The following is a 25,100-nucleotide window of genomic DNA, read 5'->3' as shown; positions in this document are numbered from 1 at the left end:
AATTATATATAAATATAAGAATATATGCATTTTTATGAATAACATGTTTAATACTATATCTTATTTTTTATAAAGATGCAATATGAAAAGAGCTAAATTTCCACGTTTAATTAGAGGAAAATTAGCTCTTTAACTTCATTATATTCTTCTTAATAAAAATAAGAAATAAGGAACACCAATGATGGCAATGATAACACCAACAGGTATATCTAATGGTGGGTGAATACCTCTAGCCAGTCCATCACTGAATAAAATTAAAATCGCACCTATCAAACCAGACATGATTACTACATGAAAATATCGCTGTCCTACAATTGATCGAGCAATATGGGGTGCAATTAAACCTAGGAAGCTAATTCCACCAACAACTGAGATAGAAGCACCCGCTAACATTACTGATAAAATAAGTAAAATCATCTTAAGTCTTTGTACCCTTGCACCAAGTGCTGTAGCAATATGTTCGCCTAAATTTAAAATATCTAATTGATAACTCAAACCTAATACGAATGGTGAAGTAATAATAAACCAAGGTAGGATTGAATAAAAATTATCAATTGTATGACCGTATAAACTACCTGTTAACCAAACTAAAGCATTATTAGCATCCATAGGATTTCTAATAAGTAAAAATTGAACCACAGCTGTACATATCGCACCGATAGCTAAACCTATCAAAGCTAATGTTGATCCTTTAATATTATATTTAGAAATCAAAAATGACAAAATTAAACTGATTAATAATGCACCTATAAATGAACCAATTGGTAATACTAATAGTGGTGCAGAAGGAAATAACATAATTACAATAATTGCTGCTAAACTTGCACCTTTAGTTATTCCGATTACATCCGGAGATGCAAGTGGATTTCTAACTACACCTTGAATCACAGCTCCAGAAATAGCCAGACTACTTCCTACAACTAACCCCAATAATGTTCTTGGAATACGGTATTCATTAAGTATAAAATCATCCATACTTAAAACACTGTGAAATGCTTTTAACGGGCTATACATTGTTGAACCAACACATAAACTTACAAAGACACTTGCAATTAAACAAGTAATTACAATGGCATAACGAATAGATAATTGTCTTTTTGTCATATTCGTTTCACCCCTTTTAAAGTTATTAATAAGAAATAGATTGCTCCAACAAATGATGTAACAATACCAACTGGTGATTCATAAGGGAATGTTATAAGTCGACTTAACATATCTGATAGCAATAATAAATCTGCACCAATTAGAAATGTTAATGGCACCATTAAGAAGTAATCTTTGCTTATATAGCTTTTAACTATATGAGGGACAATTAAGCCAATGAATCCAATAGGCCCTGCTATTGAAACAGACGCGCCTGCTAGTACGATGACAAGTAGGCCAACTATAATTCTGATAAGCTGAGTCTTCTGGCCTAATCCTTTTGCTATATCGTCTCCTAATTCCATTATGGTTAATTGACGGCCTAGTAACATCGTTATGATAAGCGCTAATATGAGCCAAGGCATAACTGACAAGACTGCAGTCCATTTCAATCCATTTAATGAACCTACTAACCAGAACATAACGGTAGTATTAGAATCTTCATTTAAAATGATGATGCCTTGCGTTAAACTACTGAAAAATAAATGAATTGCCATTCCTGCAAGGGCCAATTTAATTGGTGTTATTTTTTTCGTAGATCCGGATAATACATAGACAGTTAATCCTCCAATAAATGCACCTATAAATGCTAAGTACGTAGCATAATTTCCTAATGCAGGTATTAATATGGTAATTAGTACTATGACAAACGATGCGCCAGAATTAACTCCGAATATTTGAGGCGATGCGAGTGGATTTCTAGTGATTGCCTGCATTAATAGACCTGCTAAAGCCAATGCACCACCAATCAATAAACCGCCAATCATTCTAGGCATTCTTACATTATGAATAAGAAATGTTTGTTTATTATCCATAGACGTAAAAAAGTATTCGAAAATATGTTTTGCATGAATTTCAGAAGAGCCAATCGCTAAATTAAAATATGCAAAAATAAAAAGAAAGCACCCACTCACAATAAATGTGAGTGTAGTGCGTCTCTTATTTGCTTTATCTATAGCAGATTGACTATCAGTTGATCTAATAGTCATCGCTTAGCCACCTTACTTTTCTTTGTCTTTTTTAGAAATTTCAACAAGTTCTTTAGCCATTTCTTCAGAAGATATCAAACCACGAGCTCTAGCCCAAGTATCTCGGCTAACAATACTTACACGATTATGTTTAACCGCATCTAATGTATCCCAAACTGGATCTTTTTTCATTTCTTGATAAGATGGTTCTTTAGGACTTGCACCATCAGTCATTATAAACATACGTTCTGGATTAACATCTTTTAACGTTTCAGCATTGAGTTGTAAATAAGGTCCTTGTAAATATTTACTTAAACCTTTAGTAACATCTTTATTTAATGCTTCTTTAAAGCCAAGCTGAGTTAGGAATTGACCTACATAAGATTCACTTGGATGCGCTAATAACCCAGACTTAGACGCTACTGCTGGTAACACTTTTTCATTTTTATCAAATTGAATCTCATCTTTGTATTTAGCTAATTTTTCTTTATGTTCTTCTAAACGTTTTTTACCTTCATCTTCTTTATTTAAAGCTTTAGCGACCGTTTTAAACGCTTCTATATTATCGTTATAGTCACCATCAAAACTTTTTAACTCAATTGTCGGCGCAATTTTACTTAATTCTTTGTAAATACCTTTATGTCGGTTACTATCCGCAATAATTAAATCTGGTTTTAATTTACTGATTTCTTCCAAATTAGGTTGTTTACGTGTACCAACTGATTTGTAATCACCAATTTTATCTTTTAATGGCTTGATAATACGATTTGGTTTATTATCATCAGCAACCCCCACTGGTTTAACATTAAGTGCTGCCAATGCATCTACGAATGAAAATTCCAAAGCTACTACACGCTTAGCATCTTTAGGAACTTCTGTAGTACCTAATTCATGTTTAATTTTAATTGCGTCTTTAGATGACGATTTACTATTTGAATCGTCTGACCCATTATTACTAACATTACCACATGCAGTAACTAATACTAATGCAAATAGTAATGCGACTATCCCTGCAAACTTAAAGCCTTTCATGAATTCCACTCCTTAATATGTATAGGTTTACAATACATAGTTTATTGATAACGATTATCAATGTCAATATCGTTTATGATATTTTTTAATTTTTTTATAAAAAATTATTATAATTTTAATTAACAACAGAATATAGGTATATAAGCATAAATTAAAAAGCCATTAATCAGAAATATAATTCTAAATTAAAGGCTAATTAATCTATTACATAATGTTTCGATATCAATTTAATTCAAATAATAAATTAAATTATTTATGTGTCAGTATTGGAGAATGATTCATTTGATTATTCAAAGAATGAATATAATGATCCTTTAAATAGTTCTTTGTCATACGATTATGGTACATGACTTGAGAAAGTGCCTCATATTCCAATGAGAATTCAATAACATCTCCAATTTTATAATAATCTTGATTATTTAAGTTAATCATAAGATGGTCACTTGATGCGCCGACAATATCAACATCATTTTTTATCGGTTTAATTTTGTCAATATTTGTATCAACATAGCCTATATCTACTATAGCTTGTAGATAGCATTGGTTGTTATCTGATAACCGTGGTTTAATCTCCAATATTTCCGCTTCTAATGTAATGGCATTTTGAAATAACATCGGAATAGATTGATAAGTTGTCGTATCAACACCTCTAAACAGAGCTTCACCTATCCTTAATTCGTTAATTCTCCCCAAATCGTTATACATTAATTGCGGAATCATACTTGAGTTACCGCCGGATATAACTTTCAGTCTAAATCCTAAATTATTTTCAATAGCTTCAACGAATTGATTTATTTTAAATATATCGTCCTCAGTTGGTGCGGATGATTTAAAACACATAAAATTAAAAGCGATACCTACTAACTGAATTTGAGTCATTTTTATAATTTCTTCTATATAGTTTAGTACATCGTAGGTAATTACGCCTTCACGTCTATCTTTCCAATCTATCATCAGCATAATTTGATGTTTTTTATTTAAACTTTTAGCGATGTCATTGATTTCTCTAATCGTTTCAATTTCTGTTTGCATACTTATTTTTATTGTTTCGACAAGTTGCGTATAGTGTTTCTTAGATGTTGGTCTTAAAAGTAGGTAATTGCATTGATCCTTGAAGTTTTCATTTATATTCTCAAGTCTGGATTCTGCAAAATGCGTAATTCCTGATTGAATTAACGTTTCAATAATGCGACTGTCACCGGCAATGCATTTGATGACTGGAGTTAAATGTATATCATTCTCTTCTAATAATGTTCTCAACGCTTCTGCATTATATTCAATTTTAGATAAATTTATATTGATTTGAGCCACTTATTACACCTCTTTTCGAATTGGGTTCTCAAGTTCTATATTTAAATATTTTTTCACTCTATTGGTCATGCGCATGCGCAATAAAGCTTTTACAGTAATCGTTGGACCAAACAACACATCTCTTAATGCTTGGGCATGTGGCTTATGATCATTAATAGCGACTTCGACTTCTTTTCGGACTATATTAAACAATTCCGCTTCTGTTATATTTTCTTTTTTTGAAAAATAATGTATTAATTCAGCTAACTGATTTTGAATAACCGCATGCTGAAATTTAGCAATGACTTCCTCAATTGTTTGGGCTAATAAACTTTGATTTGTTATTTGTATATTATTCATTTTATGTGTAAGTGTGTTTAAGTCTATTCGAGAGCCACCTAAATCTCTTACAATAAAATTCATTTGAAAATTCGGGCCCAAATTTACTATCGTATTTTGCATATGTGCTTCTAATGCTATGCCATAGTCTTGTATTAAATTGAGTAAGGGTGTAATAAGTTGTCGACTATAATTTTCCATAAACGTTATGATGCCACTTTTATTTACCTCACCATTAACCCACTCAATATAACTATCAACTGTGATGTGTTGATCAATTGGATTTGGGTTAACCAATGCACCAGTAACAATTGTCACACCATTATTTGCTATGTAAGGTTTTTCTCTAATGATACATGCCAATTGTCTCGCGTCATCGTCATTTGTTTTAACACACAATCCATATGGCTCGATGGCAACATTTAGTTGTGAATATTGGTTTAAGACATTGTGTAGAGATTTACTCAATTTTGGACCATCTACTGTTGTTACACTTGAAACGGTTCTGACAGCACTTGTCGCTTGTACATTTACAGGTAGTTTTACGTGATAAGGTTTATTAATTAAAGACATCGTTCTAAATGATAATGTGGCTTTAGAATCGACTTCGAATGGTGTCGTGACTAATAATTTGTGCGCTATCCAATTTGAAAATTTGTCATAAATGGTATGGTTGTATTGCCACGGATGTACCAATATGACGTAATAGTCTTCTAATGAAATTTGTATCGATTGTGCATATTTTCTTAGCCTTAATTGATATTCTGGAATAACTTCTCTTAATATAAAGTCTTCAGTACCATCAATACTTGTCGCTTGAGCGCAGTCTTTCTGTAATAACATTATTTTTAATGGAATGACTTTTTCAAATTCAGGCGAATACATTTTAACTTCATCCATTGTTAATGGCAGTTTGGTTTTAGTAAGTGGATGCGTTGGATGTCCTTCCAATACTAAACTTTCGGAATATAATAAATCATTAATCTCATTGGAATCGCTTAAATGCTGTAACCATGCAAAGAAATTTAATGTGGTCGGCATACAAGAGAACTGCATACTTGATTGCACGTTATGTTGCCGTTGATCAAATTGCTTATAAATCTCAACAAAGCTATCCCTACTATGTATAATTTCATTAATAAGTTGTTGTTGTATATCAATATCAAAGTGATGTTTTAAAACACTTAATAATTTCTCTACCTCAGTGATTGTTTTATTTTCATTACCACATTGGTATGTAATTGGACCTTCAAAGTCATATCGTGACATCATACTTTTACGTTTAAAATGAGCAGATAGTATACACCCATGATATTGTATAGTTAATTGATGATTTTGAGTTGTTATTATAGTTTGTTCAGGCCAAATGCTTTCTTTGATCAATGCATTTAAAATGCGATATTGAATATTGGTGTCCGCATTTTGCCATGCGTTTTGAATCATATGTTACTCCTCCACTTTAATTGGTCTTTGCATCATATATGCTATGAATGCAATTATAAAAGTAAATACGCCCATTACGATGAATGTATTAATAGCACCCATAATTTCTGATAAAGTTGTTAATAGTAAACTTCCTAATGGTATCATTCCTCTGTCCATCATTACGATACTTAATATTTTTCCACGATGCTCAGGTGTTATATCCTCTTGAAAGTAAATTCGATTTGACGTTCTCGCTAATTGACTAAATAAACCTACAAGTGCCATACAAATGAACATGACTATAATCTGATGTATGATGACGCCTAATAGTGCTATGCCAAATAGACAAGAACTTAAATAATACATATGAACGGTATTTAACTTTTTCAAAATCAAAGGTAGTAAAAGCGTAGCTAGCATACCACCTATGGCACAAAAAGTCATTGATACGCCAAATATTTCTGAACGACCTGGAAATATATCATGTACTAATACTGGGACTAATGTCGTATATGAAAAACCTGTAGCCATTATGATTAATGAAGTAATGAATATTCTTGAAGCTTGCATATTATTCTTAAAGTATTCCCAAACAACATTAAAAGAAAACGCCTTGCCCGCTTTACTTATCTCACTTTCATTCTTGAACGTTAATGGTAAACATAAAAGTGTCGCAATGCAGTAACACGCCGTTTGAGCAAGAAAAGTAGCCGGTGCATGGTAAATAGATAAAATAAGTCCTGCAACCGCTGGACCGATTGAACGACAAATGTTGATGATGAAAGAATGATATGAAACAGCTTGACTCGTATTTAACCGACTAGATAAATCAGGTAATACAGCCTGTCTTATTGGTGTTTCTGTCGCATTAATCATACCTCTAAGTGTCGCATAAATCAGAATGATACTAATTGGTACTTTAGCTAATAGAAAAGTACAAGCACATAGTATGCCTGTCACTATAAATGAGGATGAAATAGTTATTTTAAGTAATTTCCCTCTATCAAACTTGTCTGCAATAGCGCCAGCCCAGACACTTAATAACAAAATCGGTACGAGTCGGCAAAAATTAACCAATCCCAAATAGACTGCGTTATGATAACTAGTAAGCACATACCAATTCAAGCCAATTTGTCCTATCCAATTCCCTAGAAATAATAAAAAGGAACTAGAGAAGAAAAATTTCGCCACAGTATTCCACCTACTTATTTATAATAATATTTATAATTGATAATGAATATCATTATCGATATTATGGATTATACAAATGTTTTAGATTTTTGTAAAATGAATTTGAGGTGCCATATGAATAATTTAATTTCAATACATAATAAAAACATACAGTTAACTGAGGAAGAATTAGGCGCGTTAAACTATTTAGAACAAGCGTTACCCCACTTAGTTAGCTACTTTAAAAATGAGTTACTCATTGCTCGAGATAAAATCTCACAACGCTTAATTACATCACTCTACAGAGAGAATTTAGTTAACGCTCAATCAAATAGTGTCATCATGTGGTCCAATGATATCAAAGACTGTCCCATCGATGGACAACACCAAATGATGCGCGTGTATTTTCCACAAGAGGATAAATATATCTTTGCACGTATTACTGGTAAGCATGCTTTCGGACGTGTGGATGTTGAAGGCCCCTTTTATTATCGCGCTAAACATAGTAACCAATTTTGTCGTATATTGCATCCAAATGAAATATTAGCTAGCATTTTAAAAGAAAAACCAGCGTTAGATAATGAAGCAAGTTCACAATTTAAGGATGATATGGAGAATAGTGTTGCAAACATGGCGTTAGCACTTGCTTATCAAGCTTATGAGATGCAACATGCAAACGAACCATTATTGGACATTATTTTTAATGAACAAGATAGTTATTTACGTTCGGAGCAGGCTGTTATTGAAGGTCATCCGCTTCATCCAGGTGCTAAATTACGTAAAGGGCTAAATGCTAATGAAAATATTAAATATAGTTCTGAATATAATAAAGAAATTAACTTAAAATGTGTACTCATTCATCAAAGTATCGCTAAAACTGAAACGTTATCGCTTACGTATAATGATGAACTAAAATCCCACTTTCCAGAACTCTATCAACGCATTGAAAATGAATGTACTGGTTTTATTAAACTTGATGATTATGATTTGATGATTGTCCACCCATGGCAGTTTCAAAACATATTACTACATCAATACGAAGAAGAATTAAAGCATCATTTAATGATTCCATTAAACGTAGAACTGCCATATTATGCTGGATTATCATTCAGAACATTAATGCCAAAATATCCTGTAACTTTGCCACATATCAAATTATCTACTAATGTGCATATTACTGGTGAAATTAGAACTTTATCTGAACAGACCACACACAATGGTCCTTTAGTGACTCGTATTTTAAATGACATTCTAGAACAAGATGCAGATTTCACATCCTATAGAACTGGTATTTTAAATGAATTTGCTGGCATTCACTTTTATAATTCAAATGACGCTGAGGCTATACAAACAGATCGTAGTGAACAATTAGGGACCCTTTTTAGAGATAATATTTATAATCTAATAGACAATGATAGTGTGCCTATTATTCCATCGAGTTTAGTGGCTACTTATAAAAATAATGAAGAACCGCCGATAATAAGTTTAATTCAGCGCTATAAAACGAATTATGTAAAGGATAGTTTAGACGTTGCAACACACGAATGGTTAACCGACTATATTTCTCAACTGTTGGGTATCGTCATGCCTTTATATGTGAAATATGGTGTTGCATTAGAAGCACATTTACAAAATTCAATTGCAATATTTAATACTGATGGTCGATTGCGTACGATATATATTCGTGACTTTGAAGGTTTACGAATCGATGAACAACAATTAAATGAAGCTGGTTATGTGACTGAGCATTTTCACGAAAAATCTAGAATACTAACCGATTCTAAAACTACAGTATTTAATAAAGTATTTTACTCGACTGTTCAAAATCATATAGCTGAACTTATATTGACCGTTTCTAAGTTTATCGATGACGACAAATTTGAAGCTACATTATGGAATAGTGTTGGAAATATCATTCATCATATTCTAAATCAATTAACAAATGTTAACACAGATCGCATATCTCAAATTAAAAAAGTCATATTTGATGAAGTAATAGATTATAAATGTGTGACTACAATGCGCTTAGAGGATGAAGCACATCACTATACTTACATTAAAGTAAGTAATCCATTGCATAAATAAAATGACAAATTATTTGAACAAATAAAATTGATACAAAAAACCCTTTAGGCTGTAAACACAACCTAAAGGGTTAAATTTATACTTATTGTAATCCTGATCTTTCAGAATTGTTATTGTTGTTGTTATTATTTTTTTCGTTTTTTTGTTGCCATTCTTTTTTAGTCATCACATCATCTACTTGCATGTTCACTTCTACTACTTCTAAGCCAGTGATGTATTTAACTTGTTCTTTAACTAAGTCAGTAACTTTACGGAAGATTTTTGGTGCAGATTCACCATATTCTAAAATTACTTTTAAGTCAATTGCTGCTTGTTTTTCGCCAACTTCAACAGAAACACCTGTTGTTACGTTGTTACCACTTGAAAATGCATTTGTGAAGCTATCAGCGAAACCGCCTTTCATATCTAAGATACCTTTAACTTCACGAGCTGCGATGCCTGCGATTTTTTCAACAACTTCATCTGAAAATGTTAATTTGTTTTCAAATTGTTGTTGTTCATTTTGTTGTCTGTATTGTTCTGCTTGTTTTTGTTGTTCTTCTCTTTCTTTTTCATTAACTCCTGTTTGATTGTTATACGCTTGTTTAGCTTTATTATTATTGTTTTCTACTGACATATTACATTCTCCTTTTATCTATATATTATTTTTTAATTTTTTAATACTGTGTTCTCAAATAAATTGGTTAACTCCATCTATTTAAGAAATTCATGAAATCCTGTGTACGGTCTTTAATATACCCAACACCGATTCCGATTAAACATAATACGATAACTAAAATTGTTTTCCAAAATCCTAAAGTTAGGAATAAGATTGCTATAATTAAAAATGCAAAGAAACCAATGATTCGCCATTTGTAAGATTTAATAAAGTCAATGATTTGTTGACTTCCATCTTGTCCATTTTGATTATTATTATCAGCCATGTTATCCCTCCCTTACAGAACGCGTTGGCCAGCTGTTTTTTGATCTCTGACATTCACTTCAAGTTTTCTAACTGGTAATTCAGTAAAATGCTCAACATTATGTTTAATGTCTGAACGAATACTTTCAGTTAAAGACTTAACTTGTACATCATTAGGTACTAAGAAATCAGCCTTAATATCGATGTAAGAATTATTTTTCTTATTATAAAGTTTCGCAACGACATTAGGTTGTCTTACTTGATCGTATTTAGTTATTGTATCGTAAGCTGATTTTTCGACTGCTTTACGAGATACATAAATATGACCATCATCATAATCTTTGTATAATCCTGGTTTTCTATATGTTGGTTTAAATATACTGAATACTAATATTAAGCCTATCAATATAAGTAATGCAGCCAAACCAATTAATAGTGGTTGGAACCAATTGAATTGTAGGAAGTAGTCTTGATATTTTGTTATTCGACTATCTTTTATGTACATAAACAATAGGAATCCAACAATAGCAACTATTAATAGGCCGAGGATAAAGTTTTTTAGTCTTTTCACCTCGTACGCACCTCCTAAGTTATTGTTGAATTATTGTATACGAATTAATACCCTATAAATATTATTCAAAACATTAATTCAAAATTATTAATATAATTATTTAAATATTTATTAATTTTTTACTTTCTACAAAGAGTATTCCCAAATTTAGCACAGTGAAAACATATATTTCATTCTTATTTTTTTGTATCTTTTTGCTTCGACGTTTTATACTGTAATATATTTGGAAATTTATTAGACGTTCTTGGATGATCTATACTTAACGATTTAAATAATGACCAAATCATTAATATTATGACAACTGAAAATGGTAAAGCTGCTATAATAAGTAAGTTTTGAATTGCTTGCGTACCACCGGTATAAATCATAATCATGGCAAATAATGCTAGTATTATGCCCCAACTTACTTTGACAAATGAAGCTGGATTAATATCACCTTTTGAACTTAACATGCCTAATACATACGTTGCTGAATCTGCTGATGTCACAAAGAAAATCATAATAACGACTATAGTGACAATACTTAAAATAAATCCTAGTGGATAATGTTCTAAAGTAGCAAAGGTTGCTGTTTCTGTTGCTTCTTTTGCAATATTAGCAATACCTTTATCTTGTAAATACACCGCTGATGCGCCGAAAACTGCAAAGAAAAAGAAACATACAAGTGCTGGAACAAATAATACACCGAGAATAAATTCTTTAATCGTACGCCCTCTTGAAACTCTTGCTATAAAGATACCGACGAAGGGTGCCCATGATACCCACCAGGCCCAATAGAAAATAGTCCAGTTTTGAAGCCATTGGAATTTTTCTCCACCATTCATTGGAATACGTAAACTCATATTAAAGAAATTAAAGATATAATTACCTAATCCATTTGTAAATGTGTTTAGGATATAAAGCGTTGGCCCCACTATAAATAATCCTATTAATACAATAAATGCTAATAGCATATTAACGTTGCTAAGTGTTTTAATTCCTTTGTCTATACCAGACCACGCTGACCAAGTAAACAAAGCTGTCGCAATAATAATTAATATAACCTGAGTGCCAAAATTATTAGGGATATTAAACAGGAAATTTAAACCTTCATTGATTTGAAGCGCTCCAAATCCAAGTGTTGCTGCAACGCCAGTAACTGTTGCAATAACAGCTAACACATCAATTGCGCCACCTAAAGGTCCCTTCATAGATTTTTCACCAAATATAGGGACTAATGTTGCACTTACTAAGCCAGGATATCCTTTATGGAAACTAAAGTATGCAAAGACTAAAGCCACAATTCCATATACAGCCCATGCATGTACACCCCAATGGAAGAATGCAAATTGAAAGGCATCATTAATAGCCGTCTGACTACCTGTTTTATGTATAGGCGTTAACGTAAACGCATGACTGATCGGTTCAGCAGTAGTCCAAAATACCAATCCAATGCCCATACCAGCACTAAATAACATAGCAAACCATGATGGAAGAGAAAATTCAGGATCTTCACCTTCTTCACCAAGTGTAATCGATGCATATCTTGAAAATAATAAATAGACGCAGACAAAGAATATAAGTAAAACTAGCAATAAGTAGTACCATGAGAAATGCCTCGCTATAAATGTAGTAATGTTTTGGGTCCCTATCTCTAATTGTTTAGGAAAAACAGCACCGTATATAACAAATAGTGTACAAATAGCTAATGCTGTCCAAAACACTAAACTAATCGACTTTTTTCGCATCATATACTCCTTTCAACAAATATTGTTTATTCAATTTTGGTCAAAATAAAATGACGTTTATACCTATTGCCTTTTTCAACAGGAATAAACGCCAATTATTCATATTTCTATTACTATTTAATTATTTTATATTAAAGCTATTGCGTTAAACGAATAACTAATTTACCAATCATTGAGTTTGATTCTAATATTTGATGTGCTTGATACAGATTTTCAGCCGTTAAGCCCTCTATTACTCTCGTTGTAGTTGGTTTATATACATGTTGCTCAATTTTCTTAGTAATATCTTCTAAGTATTCATGATGTCTAATCATATCATCCGTTTGATTCAATGGTCTTGCAAACATAAATTCATGTGAGAAAGTTAAACTTTTAGGTTTCAAAGCATTTAAATCTTGTTTATTTTGAAATGCTACTATCGTTGCAATATGACCTCTTGGCTTCACTAATTCAATCATTATGTCATAATACATATCTGTATCAAATGTACAGAAGACGTAATCTACTAATTCAATGCCTTGCGCTTTAAATTGCTTAACTAAATCTTCTTTGTGATTCAGGACAATGTCAGCACCCATGTCCTTAGTCCAATGAATGGTTTCGTCACGTGATGCAGTCGTTATAACGTGTAGACCATAAGCCTTAGCAATTTGCGTCGCAATACTACCTACACCTCCTGCCCCATTTATGATTAATAATGATTTCCCTTTATTATCTTCAGGGTTATGTGAAATGCCAAATACATCAAACAATGTCTCGGATGCAGTTATACCAGTCAATGGTAAACTTGCAGCTTGCTCGAAGCTAATGTTTTGAGGCGCCTTAGCAACTAATCTTTCATCAATGATTTGATATGTTGCGTTTGATCCATTTTGATCGGGTGAGCCAGAATAATATACAATGTCACCTTCCTCAAACATACGAACGTCGCTTCCAACAGATTCAACATAACCGACTGCGTCAAAACCTAATACACGAGGTACTTTTGATACCTCCGTCAAACGTTGTTTCGTATCTACTGGATTAACACTGATAGATTGTATTTTAACTAATAATTCATGTGCCTTTGGTTTTGGAATATCTAACGCGTACGTTTTAAATAAATTGCCTTCTGATAAATGAAATGGTTGTTCAAATCCAATTACTTTCATTGATTTAACGCCACCTTTAACTATGCTAATGTTTTAACTAAGTATAATATTATAAACAAATAGATAGCAATATAGATGGCTTCATTTTACAATACTAATACAATTTCTCTAACTTATTATTACTGTTGAAAGGGGCATATTTACAATTGAAATTAAGCATTTTAGATTATGTTCCAATTTTTGAAAATAGCAATGCCCACGATGCATTTAAGCATAGTATAACGTTAGCTCAAACTGCTGAGAAATTAGGCTATACACGATTTTGGGTTGCTGAACATCATAATGTTTTTTCGGTCGCATCTAGTGCACCAGAAATTGTAATGATGATGTTACTAGAACATACCCAAACGATAAAGATTGGTAGTGGTGGCGTAATGTTACCACATTATAGTGCCTATAAAGTGGCTGAACAATTTAAAATAATGGCAGCATGTCACCCTCACAGAATAGATATGGGTTTAGGTCGTTCACCAAGTTTTAAGCAAGTAAATGAAGCACTTAATGAGTATAAAAGCAAAAAGCCCACTCTAGACAATCAAATAGATGATTTGCGTCACTACTTTAGTAACCAATATGATGAACCGCATCGATATATGTCTATATATGCAACACCTCAAATTGATGACTCACCTGATATGTTTATTTTAGGAATGAGCGAACGCAGTGCAGAATTAGCTGCGCAAAAAGGGTTACCTTTTGTAATTGCATATATGGGACAACCACAAGATAAACTTAATCATCTTATCAGCTATTATCGACATCGATACAATCAATTGAATGACATATCAAAATCAAAGAAGCCTTATGTTATTCTGTCTACATTTGTAGTTACAGCTCAAACGTCTAATAAAGTTGCTGATTTATTAGATGCCCTACATTTATGGCTTTTGCGTATCAATTATCTCAATCAACCAAAATCTTACCCATCAATTATTACTGCGCAACACCGTCATTATACTTCGAGTGAATTAAAAAAAATTGAACAAAACAAGCGTCGAGTTATTAGTGGCCTACCTAATGAAGTACGCATAAAATTAACTCAATTAATTGAAACGTATCATGTAGATGAAATCATGGTTATGCCTCATGTGTTTGGAGAAGAAGCTAGACTAGAATTAATTCAACTCATCGCTAACACCTCACAATAAAATCATCATATCTGGTATTACAATTTGACAATTATTATTGTGACACTTTATTCCCACAAAAATTTTATAATTTCATCTGATACTTCTCTATTATGATGTACAGTCTGGGACATAAATAATATAATAATGCTATCTAGCAATTTCGCAGTAGCTGACTGAACTGAGAAGGCGCTTAAATCAAGCTTTTCTCAGTTCTAGTCATCCTTGCGGGGGGGAGACGACGAATTTAAAAGAATTCTGTCTCACTCCCTCTTTTCCTGTATATTTAGATTCTCTATACGTTTTTGGACTATCACCTAACAAATATTTTAAGGAGCGTGACGAACTATTTGATACACTTCCATCTGAATGTGTACCATCTTGTAAGTCACCATAAATATTCAACACTTCTATATTTTTATGATTATAACTATTTTTAAGACCTAATAATTCTTTATAATTTGCGTTCATTTTACTAGGTTTACCATTTTTATCAACAGATATTTCATTTACTTTTTCATTTAAATTTAAAACACCATTATATGTACCAGCTATATTTACTTCTTTTTGAAGTTGAGGCAATTTATTGTCATTTCCATAATATTTCATAAAGTAAGCAAATGATAAATTCCCCATTGAATGTGCTACGAAATTGTAATGCGCTATATGAAATTTGTCTTTCATTTGAGTGAGTACATTTTTAATATTTTTGGCATTTTGCGCTACATCCCCATTTTTATTATCTTCAAATAATATTTTGATAATTGGATTGTTTGACCTCTTCGAAATATTGCCGCTAAACTGAACTTCTCCATTAGTTGAAACATGTGCTGTAACAACATCCTTAGTCACACCTTTAGTTACTGCTTGATTGACCATATATTTTTCGGAATGATTCGTTCCTCCATACCCATGCATAAACAATGTTGCAACCTGCTTTTGATCATTATTCTGATACTTAGATGAATGATTACGATTTGTTTGACAACCAACTGTCGTAAATATCAATATGCTTATAATTAAACTAAAAATAATGGTTTTAAAAGTGCTCATAATATCATACTCCAATAGGTTTTCTATAAGTATAAACGATATTGTTATACATATGAAAATTAAGTTGTTTGTAAATTTAAATACGCATGTTAATGAACTAAATATAAATTGCTAATTTATTGTAGTAATAGGATTAAACTATTAATAAAGAAATAGGACAGAGATCAGCTTGATATAAGCATTTTCTCTGCCCTAATTGATTGAATATAATAGTTTTGAGGCGGAACAACGAATTTATTTTAATTTCTGTCCTGCTCTTATTTAATTTCCTTACTTTCCGCTAGTTCTTTGTACCAATATGCACTCTTTTTAGGATAACGTTCCTGAGTTTCAAAATCGACATAAAATAGACCATATCGTTTTTCATAACCATTTGACCATGAGAAGACGTCCATTAATGACCATATGAAGTAACCTTTTACATTGGCACCATCACGAATAGCATCAGAAATGACCTCGAGATGTTTTTTTACATAATCTATACGAGCGTCATCATCTACCGTTTTACGTTCTTCATCAAATTGGTCTTTGTATCCAAGTCCATTCTCAGTAATGTAGATTTTATGATAATTTGGATAATCTTTAACTACACGCATGATTTGATCATATAATCCTTTTGGATAAATCATCCAGTCCCAATCAGTACGGGGTACGTCAACATCAAATTCACGTTGACCTACACCTTTGAGTTGATATTTAGAACCACCTTTATCACCTGTGGCATTATGCGTAATTTCAGATTCCCCTTCATAACCTCTCATCCAATCACTCATGTAGTAATTGATACCTAAGAAATCATTTAAATCTTTGGCCGCATCCAATACTTTATAATCTTCTTCTGGTATATCTAATTTACCACCATTAACAGATAAAATGTGTTGAACGCCTTCCATAGTTTCACGAGAATATTTACCAAGATAAGTTGCATCTAAGATAAATTTATTGTGAATGATATCTTCTAATTCAGCTGCTCTAACATCTTCTGGGTTTGTTGGATCATAAGGGTATTTAGTTGGCAATGCGTGTACGACTCCAATTTCACCACTATAGCCATTATCCTTAAATAACTTCACAGCTTTTGCATGTGCGACCATCATGTTGTGGTGTGATTGAAACACTTTAGCAAAGTCATACTTAATTCCTGGTGGGAATTTACCTACTAAATATTGGCCATCACCAATAGGTCCAATTTCATTAAATGTCGTCCAATAATTAACCTCTGGAAATTCTTCAAAACAGAATTTTGCATATGCCACAAAATAATCGATTGTCTTACGATTTAAGAAGTCACCGTCACTGTGCAATGTTTCAGGTGTATCAAAGTGATGCAATGTTACAAATGGCTCTACATGTCTTTTATGACATTCTTTAAATAAATTATGATAGTATTCTACACCTTTAGGATTAACTTCACCATATCCGTCAGGGAATATACGTGACCATGCAATCGAAATACGAATACCATTCACACCAAATTTTTCACTTAATTCTAAATCAATAGGATATTTATTGTAAAAATCACTTGCTGGTTCAGCTGTATACCAATAGTTTTCTTCAAGATAAGTGTCCCATGCTACACGACCTTTTCCATCTGTGTGAGTCGCGCCTTCTGCTTGATAAGCCGCTGTCGCACCACCGAATATAAAATCTTCTGGTAATTTTTTCATTATACTTTCATCTCCTATTTATTTTTCAAATTGTTGTTGAACGAAGTCTAATGCTGCTTTGCCATCTCGAGTTAAATTAATATATTCAACACCCTGTGTTTTTGCTAATTTAATACCTAGTCGATCTGTATCTTGTTTAATATCTTCATAGTTTGAAGCAACTTGAGGCGCTAAAATAATTAATTGATAATCTTTCATAATATCCATATGCGCACCATAACCGCCTGCTGCTGCTTTAACAGGAACATTATAGTCTTCAGCTGCTTTATTTAAAGCGTTAGCTAATAAACCGCTAGTTCCTCCACCAGCACATAGAACAAGTACATTGGTTTGTTCTGTGATGTTACTTTGTTGCGTTTCATTCTTATTGAATGCTTCATCTTGACCTGTTTGAGTATGACTTGTATCAGTCGCACCAGCTGATGCTAGGATGGCATCTGCTTTTTTAGTATCAAAGTTTGCTGCTACTTTGTTTTGCAACTCATTATTAGCAGTTTTATTTCCTAATTCTTCTTCTAAAATTTGTTCATCATACACTTTTACAAATGGGTAGTAAATAATTACATCTACTACAATTAAGACGATAGCAAGTACAAATGACCAAAATGCAAAACCAGTACCCATCACGATACCTAATGGACCTGGTGTAGTCCATGGTAAGAAGATACTAAAACTGTTCATTCCTAATACATCTACGAAGAACTTAAAGATCCATACGTTTGCAATTGGGGCAAAGATAAATGGAATAAAGAACACTGGGTTTAACACTAATGGTGCACCAAATAAAATTGGTTCATTGACACCAAAGAATGTAGGTACTACAGATGCTCTACCAATCGCTTTATTTCGTTTCGATTTAGTTAGCCACATAAACATAAATGGCACGACTAACGTTGCACCAGTACCCCCCATAGTAACGACGAACATTTGAGTACCTGGTGTAATAACGTTATTAGCATGTTCTCCAGCTTGAATTAAATGTAAGTTCGCTTCTAAGTTAGCATACGTGATAGCTGCTATAGCTGGTTCTACGATTGACGGACCGTGAATACCAACGAACCAGAAGAATGCAAAGGCACCAAAGATAATAGTTACACCAACCCAACCATCTGCTGCAGTAAACAATGGTTCAAATAATTTTAATACGCCATTGGCTACATTCGTATGTACAGTAGCTCTCACAATTAAATCTAACGCATATAAAATAATGATTACTGCTGATAAAGGAAATATATCTTTGAACACTTGCGAAATGTTAGGTGGAACTTCTTTCGGCATTTTGATTGTAATATCACGTTTGATAAAGAAGTTATATACAATCACAGTAATAAATGCTGATAGAAATGCTGTTAATAAACCTTTTGTTCCCATAAATCCACTTAAGAATCCACCATCTTTTGCAGGATCAGCTGCTAGGAATAAAAAGCCACACATTGCTGCCATCATAGTTGAGATAAAGTTAATTTGATTTGTTTTATCCAATTTCCGGTTAAACGAATCAGTCAATGATTTAGCAGTCGTACCTGCTACTATAAAACCAACAATTCCCATCGTATAATTGTATGGTTTCATTAGAATTCCTTCCATTGTTTTACTCCATGTGAAACCAAACACGTTAGGAACATAGGTAACTAAAATAAAGATACTAGAGAATAAGATAATTGGGATTGCTGCGATAAATCCATCACGAATAGCTCTTAAATAAATATTACGAGATATTTTTTCAAAGAACGGTTTTCCTTTCTCAATCCAGGCAATTAATTTGTTCATAGCATTCAACTCTCTCTTCTATATAATTCTAATAGATGTTTCATTAAATCTTTTAATAGTAGTGTTGTCATTAAATGGTCTTGACCGTGCATCATTGTAACGCTGTATGCGATATCTTCGCCTTGTGCTTCCTTAGCTAACAAACTTGTTTGCGCTTTATGTGCATTTGCAATACATTCGTTTGCTTCTTCAGTTAATTGCTCTGCTTTATCTAATTCACCATTTTTAGCTGCAGTTAATGCCTCTAATAATTTTGAACGTGCATCTCCAGCATATGCTACAATTTCAAACCCTAGTAATTGCACTTCTTCTCTATTCATTATGATGTGCCCCCTTAAAATGATTTATTTTGATTTCCATGATGTTGCAGTTGATTCTAATACTTTATTAAGATCATCAATATTTTTGAATCCAGTAGTGCGTAACCATTTACGCGCAGCTGCTTCGCCTTCTTCGATATATACTTTTACTGCGCCTGACCAAGTAGCACGTCCACAAAGTACACCATTAAATTTCGCACCAGCTTCATGTGCAAATTTCAATGTTTCTTGGAATAATTCTGCAGAAACACCAGCACTTAAATAGATATATGGTAAATGTGTTGAAGCTTCTTGATCACGGAAATGTTGCGCCGCTTCTTCTTTGCTATAAACAACTTCACCTTCTGCAAATCCTTCTACAAAGTTCATATTTACCGGTACTTCAACTTTAAGTACATCTACATTAAATCGTTCTTCGGAAAATAATTTCATAGCTTCATTTACTTTACGAGGTTTTACTTTCGCGAATTCAGCACTTTTATTATCCGGAATATGATCATCATAAGTAAGTACTTCTAGGAAGAATGGGATATCTTCTGCTACACACTCAGATCCGATTCTTTCAATATATGCTTTCTTTTGAATATTAATATCTTCTGAATCATCAACATCATAGTAAAGTAAAAATTTAACCGCGTTAGCGCCTTGTTCTTTTAAACGTTTTGCTGACCATTCAACTAGGCAGTCTGGTAAACGTCCTTTAGCATTTACGTCATAACCTGTTTTTTCGTAGGCTAATAATAATCCACAGTCTTTGTTACGCGCTTCAGATGCTGGAAGACCATATTCAGGGTCTAATAAAATTGACGAAGCATATTGTGTTAATTCTTCAGATACTAATACTTTTAGTTGTTCAATTTGTTCAACAGTTGGTTCTTCTGTTTGATGTTCAGCCATCATTCTTTTTAAAGCACCACGTTGGTCAAACGCTAAAGCTGAGATAACGCCTTCTTGATTACTCAATTGCTCTATTGATGCTAATTTTTGTTGTGATTTAGTCATTAATTACACCTCTATAACTTCAATTTGTTGGAATATTTCGTCAAATTTATGTACATCAATATGTCCAGTTTGACTTTCCATTGCATTTAATATTCCAAATGCATTGGCTTTTTTTAACAGTACGTCATCCTCATCTTGATGAATTAAACCTGATGCAATACCTGCTACAGTTGAATCACCTGATCCAACAGGATTCACCACATCTATGCGAGGAATATTTACTTTATAGTAGTTGTTATGATGTTTGGCGAAGGCACCTTCGCTTCCTAGCGAAACGATAATCCACGCTATACCATCAAATATGGGTTGATTAACTGCATCTTTTAGACACTCAATTTCTGAGGTTACTTTCGTTTGTAACAATTGTGCCAACTCATCGATGTTAGGTTTGATTACAGTTGGTTTGTAATCACTTAGCAAAACATCTAATAAAGATTGACCTGAACTATCTAAGATAGTCAATTTCTGATGCTGTTCGGCTAACTGAATTAAATCGGCATAATAATCCGACTTCAATCCTCTTGGTAAGCTACCAGACATCGCAATGACGTTAGCTTTTGTTAATAATTTGGCCAAATGCGTTTTAAATTCTGACGCTTCTAGCTCAGTGATTGAAGGTCCTTGTTCAAGAATCTCAGTCTGTTGTCCCTCATGAAGAATAGCAATACAATTTCGTGTTTCTTCATTAATCTTAAAAAAGTGATGATTAATTTGATTGGCGTTCAATTGCTGCTCTATAAATTCGCCCAACTTGCCACCTAAGAAACCACTCGCTGTCACATCTTCCCCATATTCTGATAAAACACGAGTTACATTTAAACCTTTGCCTCCAGCAGTTTTTATCGTGTTATTAACGCGATTCACTGTATCAAGACTAAAATGGTCTAGAGAATATGAAATATCTATCGAAGGATTTAGTGTTAACGTTAGAATCATAGATTGTCACCCTTAATCGTGATATTCACCTTTGTCCCATTTTTCTAAAAATTCATCGAAGAAATGAGGATCAGCTTGTTTATCGTTATGTGCTTCTAAATGCTCAATTTTAGCTATTAATTTTTTATTCTCTTCGCTTGGTTTATATTCCGCTTTGATGAAAGCATCTACAATATCAAAAATGAATAATTCACCTACGATTTTTCCACCAAAACTAACAACATTCGCATTTAATTCCTCTTTTGAATAAAGCGCTGTTGTCATATCACGAACTAAAGCAGTACGTACGCCTGGTACTTTGTTAGCAGCGTTACTAATACCAACACCTGTTCCACAAATACATACACCTAAATCCGCTTCACCGCTTGTTACAGCTTCACCCACTTTTTTACCAAAAATTGGATAGTGTGTTCTTGTAAAATCATATGTTCCTACATCAATTACTTCATGTCCTTGTTCTTTTAAATGTTTTGAAACTGCCATTTTTGTGTCTGTTACAATATGATCGCAACCAATAGCTATTTTCATTTTAAAGTCCTCCTATTTAGCACATTTTATTTAACATATCTACACGTATTTGATGACGACCACCGTCATAGTGTCCATTTACAAATTCTTTAGCAACATGCTTAGCAAGCATATCTCCAACAATTTCAGAACCCATCGTAATCATGCGAGCATTATTATGACCACGTGTCATATAAGCAGATCTTTCATCTGAAACTTCTGCTGCAACCATTCCTTTGATTTTAGTAGCGACCATGAAACTTCCTGCGCCATAAGCATCAATTGCAATGCCTAAATTCTCATCATTCTTTTGAACTTCTTGCGCAACGGCTAATGTTGAATCAACAAAGTCAACATCTTTACCTTCTGTTACATCTAATACTTCATGATTATTCTCTTTTAAAAATGCTTTGACTACTTCTTTGAGTCGTTTACCGTCTACATCTGAACCAATAATAACTGTCATAATTATTCTCCTTTAATAAATTGATTCACATATATGTGTTTATCTTTAAATTGTGAAAAAGCGCTTTCAACTCTTTATGTTTAAATTATAAACATAAACAAACAAATAATCAACATTAAATGTTTGAATATTGTTTGATAATTAGTTGTTTTAAACAAAATTGTTTTGTTTTATGTTTATTTATCTTTTTAAAATATAAAAAAACCGGGAGTGGGACAGAATTCTTTTAAAATTCGTTGTCCCACCCCCGCAAGGGTGACTAGAACTGAGAAAAGCTTGAATTAAGCGCCTTCTCAGTTTAGTCAGCTACTGCGAATTTGCAAAATAGCTTCATTATATTATTTTTGTCCCAGCCTAGGTTGCTGTTTTAGTTATTCAATTACTTCAGTATAAGATCTTAACGTTTCCATGTTATCATCATCGCCTTTATCAATGATAACTGCAGTTAAATCGTCTAACTTGCATAATTGAGTAAAGTCCTCTTTTCCTAGCTTTGACGAATCTATCAATAAATATTTTTCTACGGAGCGTTCTAAAGCTAGTTGTTGGGTATACGCTTCATCAACTGTTGATGTAAGAACATCTGCATCTTTAATGCCATTACAACTAAAAAACATTTTGCTAAAACGTTTTGTTTTAAGCAGTGCATTGGCCATTTCACCTACAAATGACTCGGTTAACGCCCTCATTTCCCCACCAAGTAAATAAACTTTAAAATCAATTGATCTTTTTTCAAACAATATTTTAAACACTGGAAAACAATTTGTGATAACTGTTAGCGATTTTAACTCCATGATTTCGGCTAAACATTCTATTGTCGTACCAGGTCCAAGAAAAATCGTATCGTTTTCTTCGATTAAATGAACGGCTTTTCGTGCAACGTTTCGTTTTTCTTCTATATTGTGTGTGTGTTTCTCTTGATGTGACTTCTCTTTAAATTGAAACATAGCATTACTTCTTGCGCCCCCATGAATTTTGGTAAGTAATCCTTTTTCTTCAAGTTCAGCTAAATCACGTCTTACTGTCATATCCGATACATTTAATTCTTCTACAATCTCATTAGTTCTAACAGTGCCTCTTTGATTTACGAGTTTAGTTATTTCATCTAAACGATCGTATTTATTCATTCAACTCTTCACTTCCCACATCACATTTTCAAGTAAATGATATACATTGGATACTTGAATTTATTAAAATTAATTCGCACATATTAATTTTATACTATAAATCTAGTGAACTCTAACATTTTTATCAATGCGCTTACATTTAAATCTTATATTTAGAAAGCAATTTCTAGAAAGTATATCTGATAGTATGTTGTAATAAGTATATAAGTAATATTAAAAATAATTCTATCAAAAGTTAGAATCAATTTGTGTATATGGAGTGTTTTGAATGAGTAATAAGATTGAAAAGTTAAAAGAAATTGTAGATAAATCAAATCATATTGTCTTCTTTACGGGCGCTGGTGTTTCTGTTGCAAGTGGAATTCCAGATTTCCGCTCTATGGGAGGATTATTTGATGAAATATCCAAAGATGGCTACTCTCCAGAATATTTATTAAGTATTGACCATCTTAATGATAATAAAGAAAGCTTTATTGATTTTTATCATAAGCGTTTACTTGTAGCTGATAAAAAACCTAATATTGTTCATGAATGGATTGCAGAGTTAGAAAAAGAAGGTAAATCTTTGGGTGTCATCACTCAAAACATTGATGGCTTACATGAAGATGCAGGAAGTCAACATATCGATGAAATTCATGGCACACTCAATCGATTCTATTGTATTAAGTGTGGTGAGGAATACACAAAATCTTATGTCATGGATCATGAATTAAGATATTGTGAATCATGTGGTGACGTTATTCGACCAGACATTGTCTTATATGGTGAAATGTTGGATCAACCAACTGTTTTTCGTGCACTTGATAAAATCCAAAAGGCTGACACTGTCATCGTATTAGGTTCATCACTTGTAGTACAACCAGCTGCTGGTTTTATTTCTAACTTTACTGGTGATCATTTAGTTATCATTAATCGAGATAAAACACCATATGATAGAAAAGCAGATTTAGTCATTCATAATGATATGACAGAAGTCGTCGAAGAAGTATTTAAAAAGTAAAAAGATAATTCAAAGAGGCTGGGACATAAATAATATAATGAAGCTATTTTTGCAAATTCGCAGTAGCTGACTGAACTGAGAAGGCGCTTAATTCAAGCTTTTATCAGTTCTAGTCATCCTTGCGGGCGGGGCCCCAACACAAAAAATCACGAAAGTGATTTTACAAGCTAAGCAAGTTGGGGTTCGGGGCCCCAGCAAAGAGAATTTCATCAAGAAATTCTACAAGCAAAGCAAGCTGGGAGTGGACGACGAATTTAAAAGAATTCTGTCCCACTCCCTTCTTCATTTTGCCGTTTAATTTTATAATTCTTTAAATGTTTCTA

The 25,100-nt window shown here is 32.8% G+C and carries 23 protein-coding genes; 3 read left to right on the top strand and 20 right to left on the bottom strand.

The window, feature by feature from the left end; all coding sequences use genetic code 11:
- Positions 1 to 138 precede the first annotated feature (138 nt).
- The 6 genes from KA909_RS07885 to KA909_RS07860 form a co-directional block, all read right to left on the bottom strand.
- Positions 139 to 1,104 carry a FecCD family ABC transporter permease gene (locus tag KA909_RS07885; RefSeq protein WP_210130092.1) on the bottom strand — a complete coding sequence of 322 codons (966 nt, stop codon included), beginning with the start codon at positions 1,102 to 1,104 and terminating at the stop codon, positions 139 to 141.
- Positions 1,101 to 2,132 carry a FecCD family ABC transporter permease gene (locus tag KA909_RS07880; RefSeq protein WP_193839080.1) on the bottom strand — a complete coding sequence of 344 codons (1,032 nt, stop codon included), beginning with the start codon at positions 2,130 to 2,132 and terminating at the stop codon, positions 1,101 to 1,103. Before KA909_RS07880 ends, KA909_RS07885 begins: the two co-directional genes overlap by 4 nt.
- Positions 2,133 to 2,144: 12 nt before the next feature.
- Positions 2,145 to 3,143: an ABC transporter substrate-binding protein gene (locus tag KA909_RS07875; RefSeq protein ID WP_075108910.1), complete on the bottom strand. Its 999-nt coding sequence runs from the start codon at positions 3,141 to 3,143 to the stop codon at positions 2,145 to 2,147.
- A gap of 249 nt (positions 3,144 to 3,392) precedes the next feature.
- The gene (locus KA909_RS07870; RefSeq protein ID WP_075108911.1) at positions 3,393 to 4,454 is read right to left on the bottom strand and encodes an alanine/ornithine racemase family PLP-dependent enzyme; all 1,062 of its coding nucleotides are present in this window, start codon (positions 4,452 to 4,454) and stop codon (positions 3,393 to 3,395) included.
- Positions 4,455 to 4,457: 3 nt separating this feature from the next.
- On the bottom strand, positions 4,458 to 6,215 hold the full coding sequence (locus tag KA909_RS07865) for an IucA/IucC family protein (RefSeq protein WP_193839079.1): 1,758 nt from the start codon (positions 6,213 to 6,215) through the stop codon (positions 4,458 to 4,460).
- 3 nt (positions 6,216 to 6,218) lie between these two features.
- Complete coding sequence (locus KA909_RS07860) at positions 6,219 to 7,388, bottom strand: MFS transporter (protein WP_193839078.1); 1,170 nt, start codon at positions 7,386 to 7,388, stop codon at positions 6,219 to 6,221.
- A 114-nt stretch (positions 7,389 to 7,502) separates the two neighbouring features.
- Between KA909_RS07860 and KA909_RS07855 the strand changes: the two genes are divergently transcribed.
- Positions 7,503 to 9,452, top strand: a complete 1,950-nt coding sequence (locus KA909_RS07855) for an IucA/IucC family protein (RefSeq protein ID WP_210130091.1) — start codon at positions 7,503 to 7,505, stop codon at positions 9,450 to 9,452.
- Positions 9,453 to 9,534: 82 nt separating this feature from the next.
- Here the strand turns inward: KA909_RS07855 and KA909_RS07850 are convergent, their stop codons facing one another.
- The 5 genes from KA909_RS07850 to KA909_RS07830 form a co-directional block, all read right to left on the bottom strand.
- A complete protein-coding gene (locus KA909_RS07850) occupies positions 9,535 to 10,068 on the bottom strand; it encodes an Asp23/Gls24 family envelope stress response protein (RefSeq protein WP_075108915.1) in 534 nt (177 codons plus the stop codon).
- 67 nt (positions 10,069 to 10,135) lie between these two features.
- The gene (locus KA909_RS07845; protein WP_053028532.1) at positions 10,136 to 10,375 is read right to left on the bottom strand and encodes a DUF2273 domain-containing protein; all 240 of its coding nucleotides are present in this window, start codon (positions 10,373 to 10,375) and stop codon (positions 10,136 to 10,138) included.
- 12 nt (positions 10,376 to 10,387) lie between these two features.
- Complete coding sequence (gene amaP, locus KA909_RS07840; RefSeq protein ID WP_193839076.1) at positions 10,388 to 10,924, bottom strand: alkaline shock response membrane anchor protein AmaP; 537 nt, start codon at positions 10,922 to 10,924, stop codon at positions 10,388 to 10,390.
- 176 nt (positions 10,925 to 11,100) lie between these two features.
- Entirely contained in the window at positions 11,101 to 12,651 is a 1,551-nt protein-coding gene (locus KA909_RS07835; protein WP_193839075.1) for a BCCT family transporter, read from the bottom strand.
- A 137-nt stretch (positions 12,652 to 12,788) separates the two neighbouring features.
- Entirely contained in the window at positions 12,789 to 13,802 is a 1,014-nt protein-coding gene (locus KA909_RS07830) for a zinc-binding alcohol dehydrogenase family protein (RefSeq protein ID WP_193839074.1), read from the bottom strand.
- Positions 13,803 to 13,948: 146 nt separating this feature from the next.
- On the opposite strand from KA909_RS07830, the gene KA909_RS07825 reads away from it, so the two are divergent.
- Positions 13,949 to 14,950, top strand: a complete 1,002-nt coding sequence (locus KA909_RS07825; protein ID WP_193839073.1) for an LLM class flavin-dependent oxidoreductase — start codon at positions 13,949 to 13,951, stop codon at positions 14,948 to 14,950.
- Between the two features lie 198 nt (positions 14,951 to 15,148).
- Here KA909_RS07825 and KA909_RS07820 read toward each other — a convergent pair whose 3' ends face one another.
- The 9 genes from KA909_RS07820 to KA909_RS07780 all read right to left on the bottom strand — a co-directional run bounded on the left by KA909_RS07820 (position 15,149) and on the right by KA909_RS07780 (position 23,777).
- Positions 15,149 to 15,982 carry an alpha/beta hydrolase gene (locus KA909_RS07820; RefSeq protein WP_193839072.1) on the bottom strand — a complete coding sequence of 278 codons (834 nt, stop codon included), beginning with the start codon at positions 15,980 to 15,982 and terminating at the stop codon, positions 15,149 to 15,151.
- Positions 15,983 to 16,239: 257 nt separating this feature from the next.
- The gene (gene lacG / locus KA909_RS07815) at positions 16,240 to 17,652 is read right to left on the bottom strand and encodes a 6-phospho-beta-galactosidase (protein ID WP_193839958.1); all 1,413 of its coding nucleotides are present in this window, start codon (positions 17,650 to 17,652) and stop codon (positions 16,240 to 16,242) included.
- A gap of 15 nt (positions 17,653 to 17,667) precedes the next feature.
- Positions 17,668 to 19,419, bottom strand: coding sequence for a lactose-specific PTS transporter subunit EIIC (locus KA909_RS07810; RefSeq protein WP_075108927.1), 1,752 nt, complete (start codon positions 19,417 to 19,419; stop codon positions 17,668 to 17,670).
- A 5-nt stretch (positions 19,420 to 19,424) separates the two neighbouring features.
- Positions 19,425 to 19,739, bottom strand: a complete 315-nt coding sequence (locus KA909_RS07805; protein WP_037536047.1) for a PTS lactose/cellobiose transporter subunit IIA — start codon at positions 19,737 to 19,739, stop codon at positions 19,425 to 19,427.
- 24 nt (positions 19,740 to 19,763) lie between these two features.
- Entirely contained in the window at positions 19,764 to 20,741 is a 978-nt protein-coding gene (gene lacD / locus KA909_RS07800; protein WP_075108922.1) for a tagatose-bisphosphate aldolase, read from the bottom strand.
- A gap of 3 nt (positions 20,742 to 20,744) precedes the next feature.
- A complete protein-coding gene (locus KA909_RS07795) occupies positions 20,745 to 21,677 on the bottom strand; it encodes a tagatose-6-phosphate kinase (RefSeq protein WP_107628932.1) in 933 nt (310 codons plus the stop codon).
- 12 nt (positions 21,678 to 21,689) lie between these two features.
- Positions 21,690 to 22,205 carry a galactose-6-phosphate isomerase subunit LacB gene (lacB, locus tag KA909_RS07790; protein ID WP_053028542.1) on the bottom strand — a complete coding sequence of 172 codons (516 nt, stop codon included), beginning with the start codon at positions 22,203 to 22,205 and terminating at the stop codon, positions 21,690 to 21,692.
- Positions 22,206 to 22,221: 16 nt separating this feature from the next.
- Positions 22,222 to 22,650, bottom strand: a complete 429-nt coding sequence (lacA, locus tag KA909_RS07785; RefSeq protein WP_053028543.1) for a galactose-6-phosphate isomerase subunit LacA — start codon at positions 22,648 to 22,650, stop codon at positions 22,222 to 22,224.
- Between the two features lie 371 nt (positions 22,651 to 23,021).
- The gene (locus KA909_RS07780) at positions 23,022 to 23,777 is read right to left on the bottom strand and encodes a DeoR/GlpR family DNA-binding transcription regulator (protein ID WP_193839071.1); all 756 of its coding nucleotides are present in this window, start codon (positions 23,775 to 23,777) and stop codon (positions 23,022 to 23,024) included.
- 268 nt (positions 23,778 to 24,045) lie between these two features.
- Between KA909_RS07780 and KA909_RS07775 the strand changes: the two genes are divergently transcribed.
- Positions 24,046 to 24,777 (top strand): NAD-dependent protein deacylase, encoded by a 732-nt coding sequence (locus tag KA909_RS07775; protein ID WP_193839070.1) that lies wholly within the window; start codon positions 24,046 to 24,048, stop codon positions 24,775 to 24,777.
- The last annotated feature ends 323 nt before the right edge of the window (positions 24,778 to 25,100 follow it).

It is taken from the genome of Staphylococcus sp. GDX8P54P, from assembly GCF_017893165.1.
GTDB lineage: Bacteria > Bacillota > Bacilli > Staphylococcales > Staphylococcaceae > Staphylococcus > Staphylococcus borealis.
This window is presented reverse-complemented; position numbering and strand designations above follow the sequence as displayed.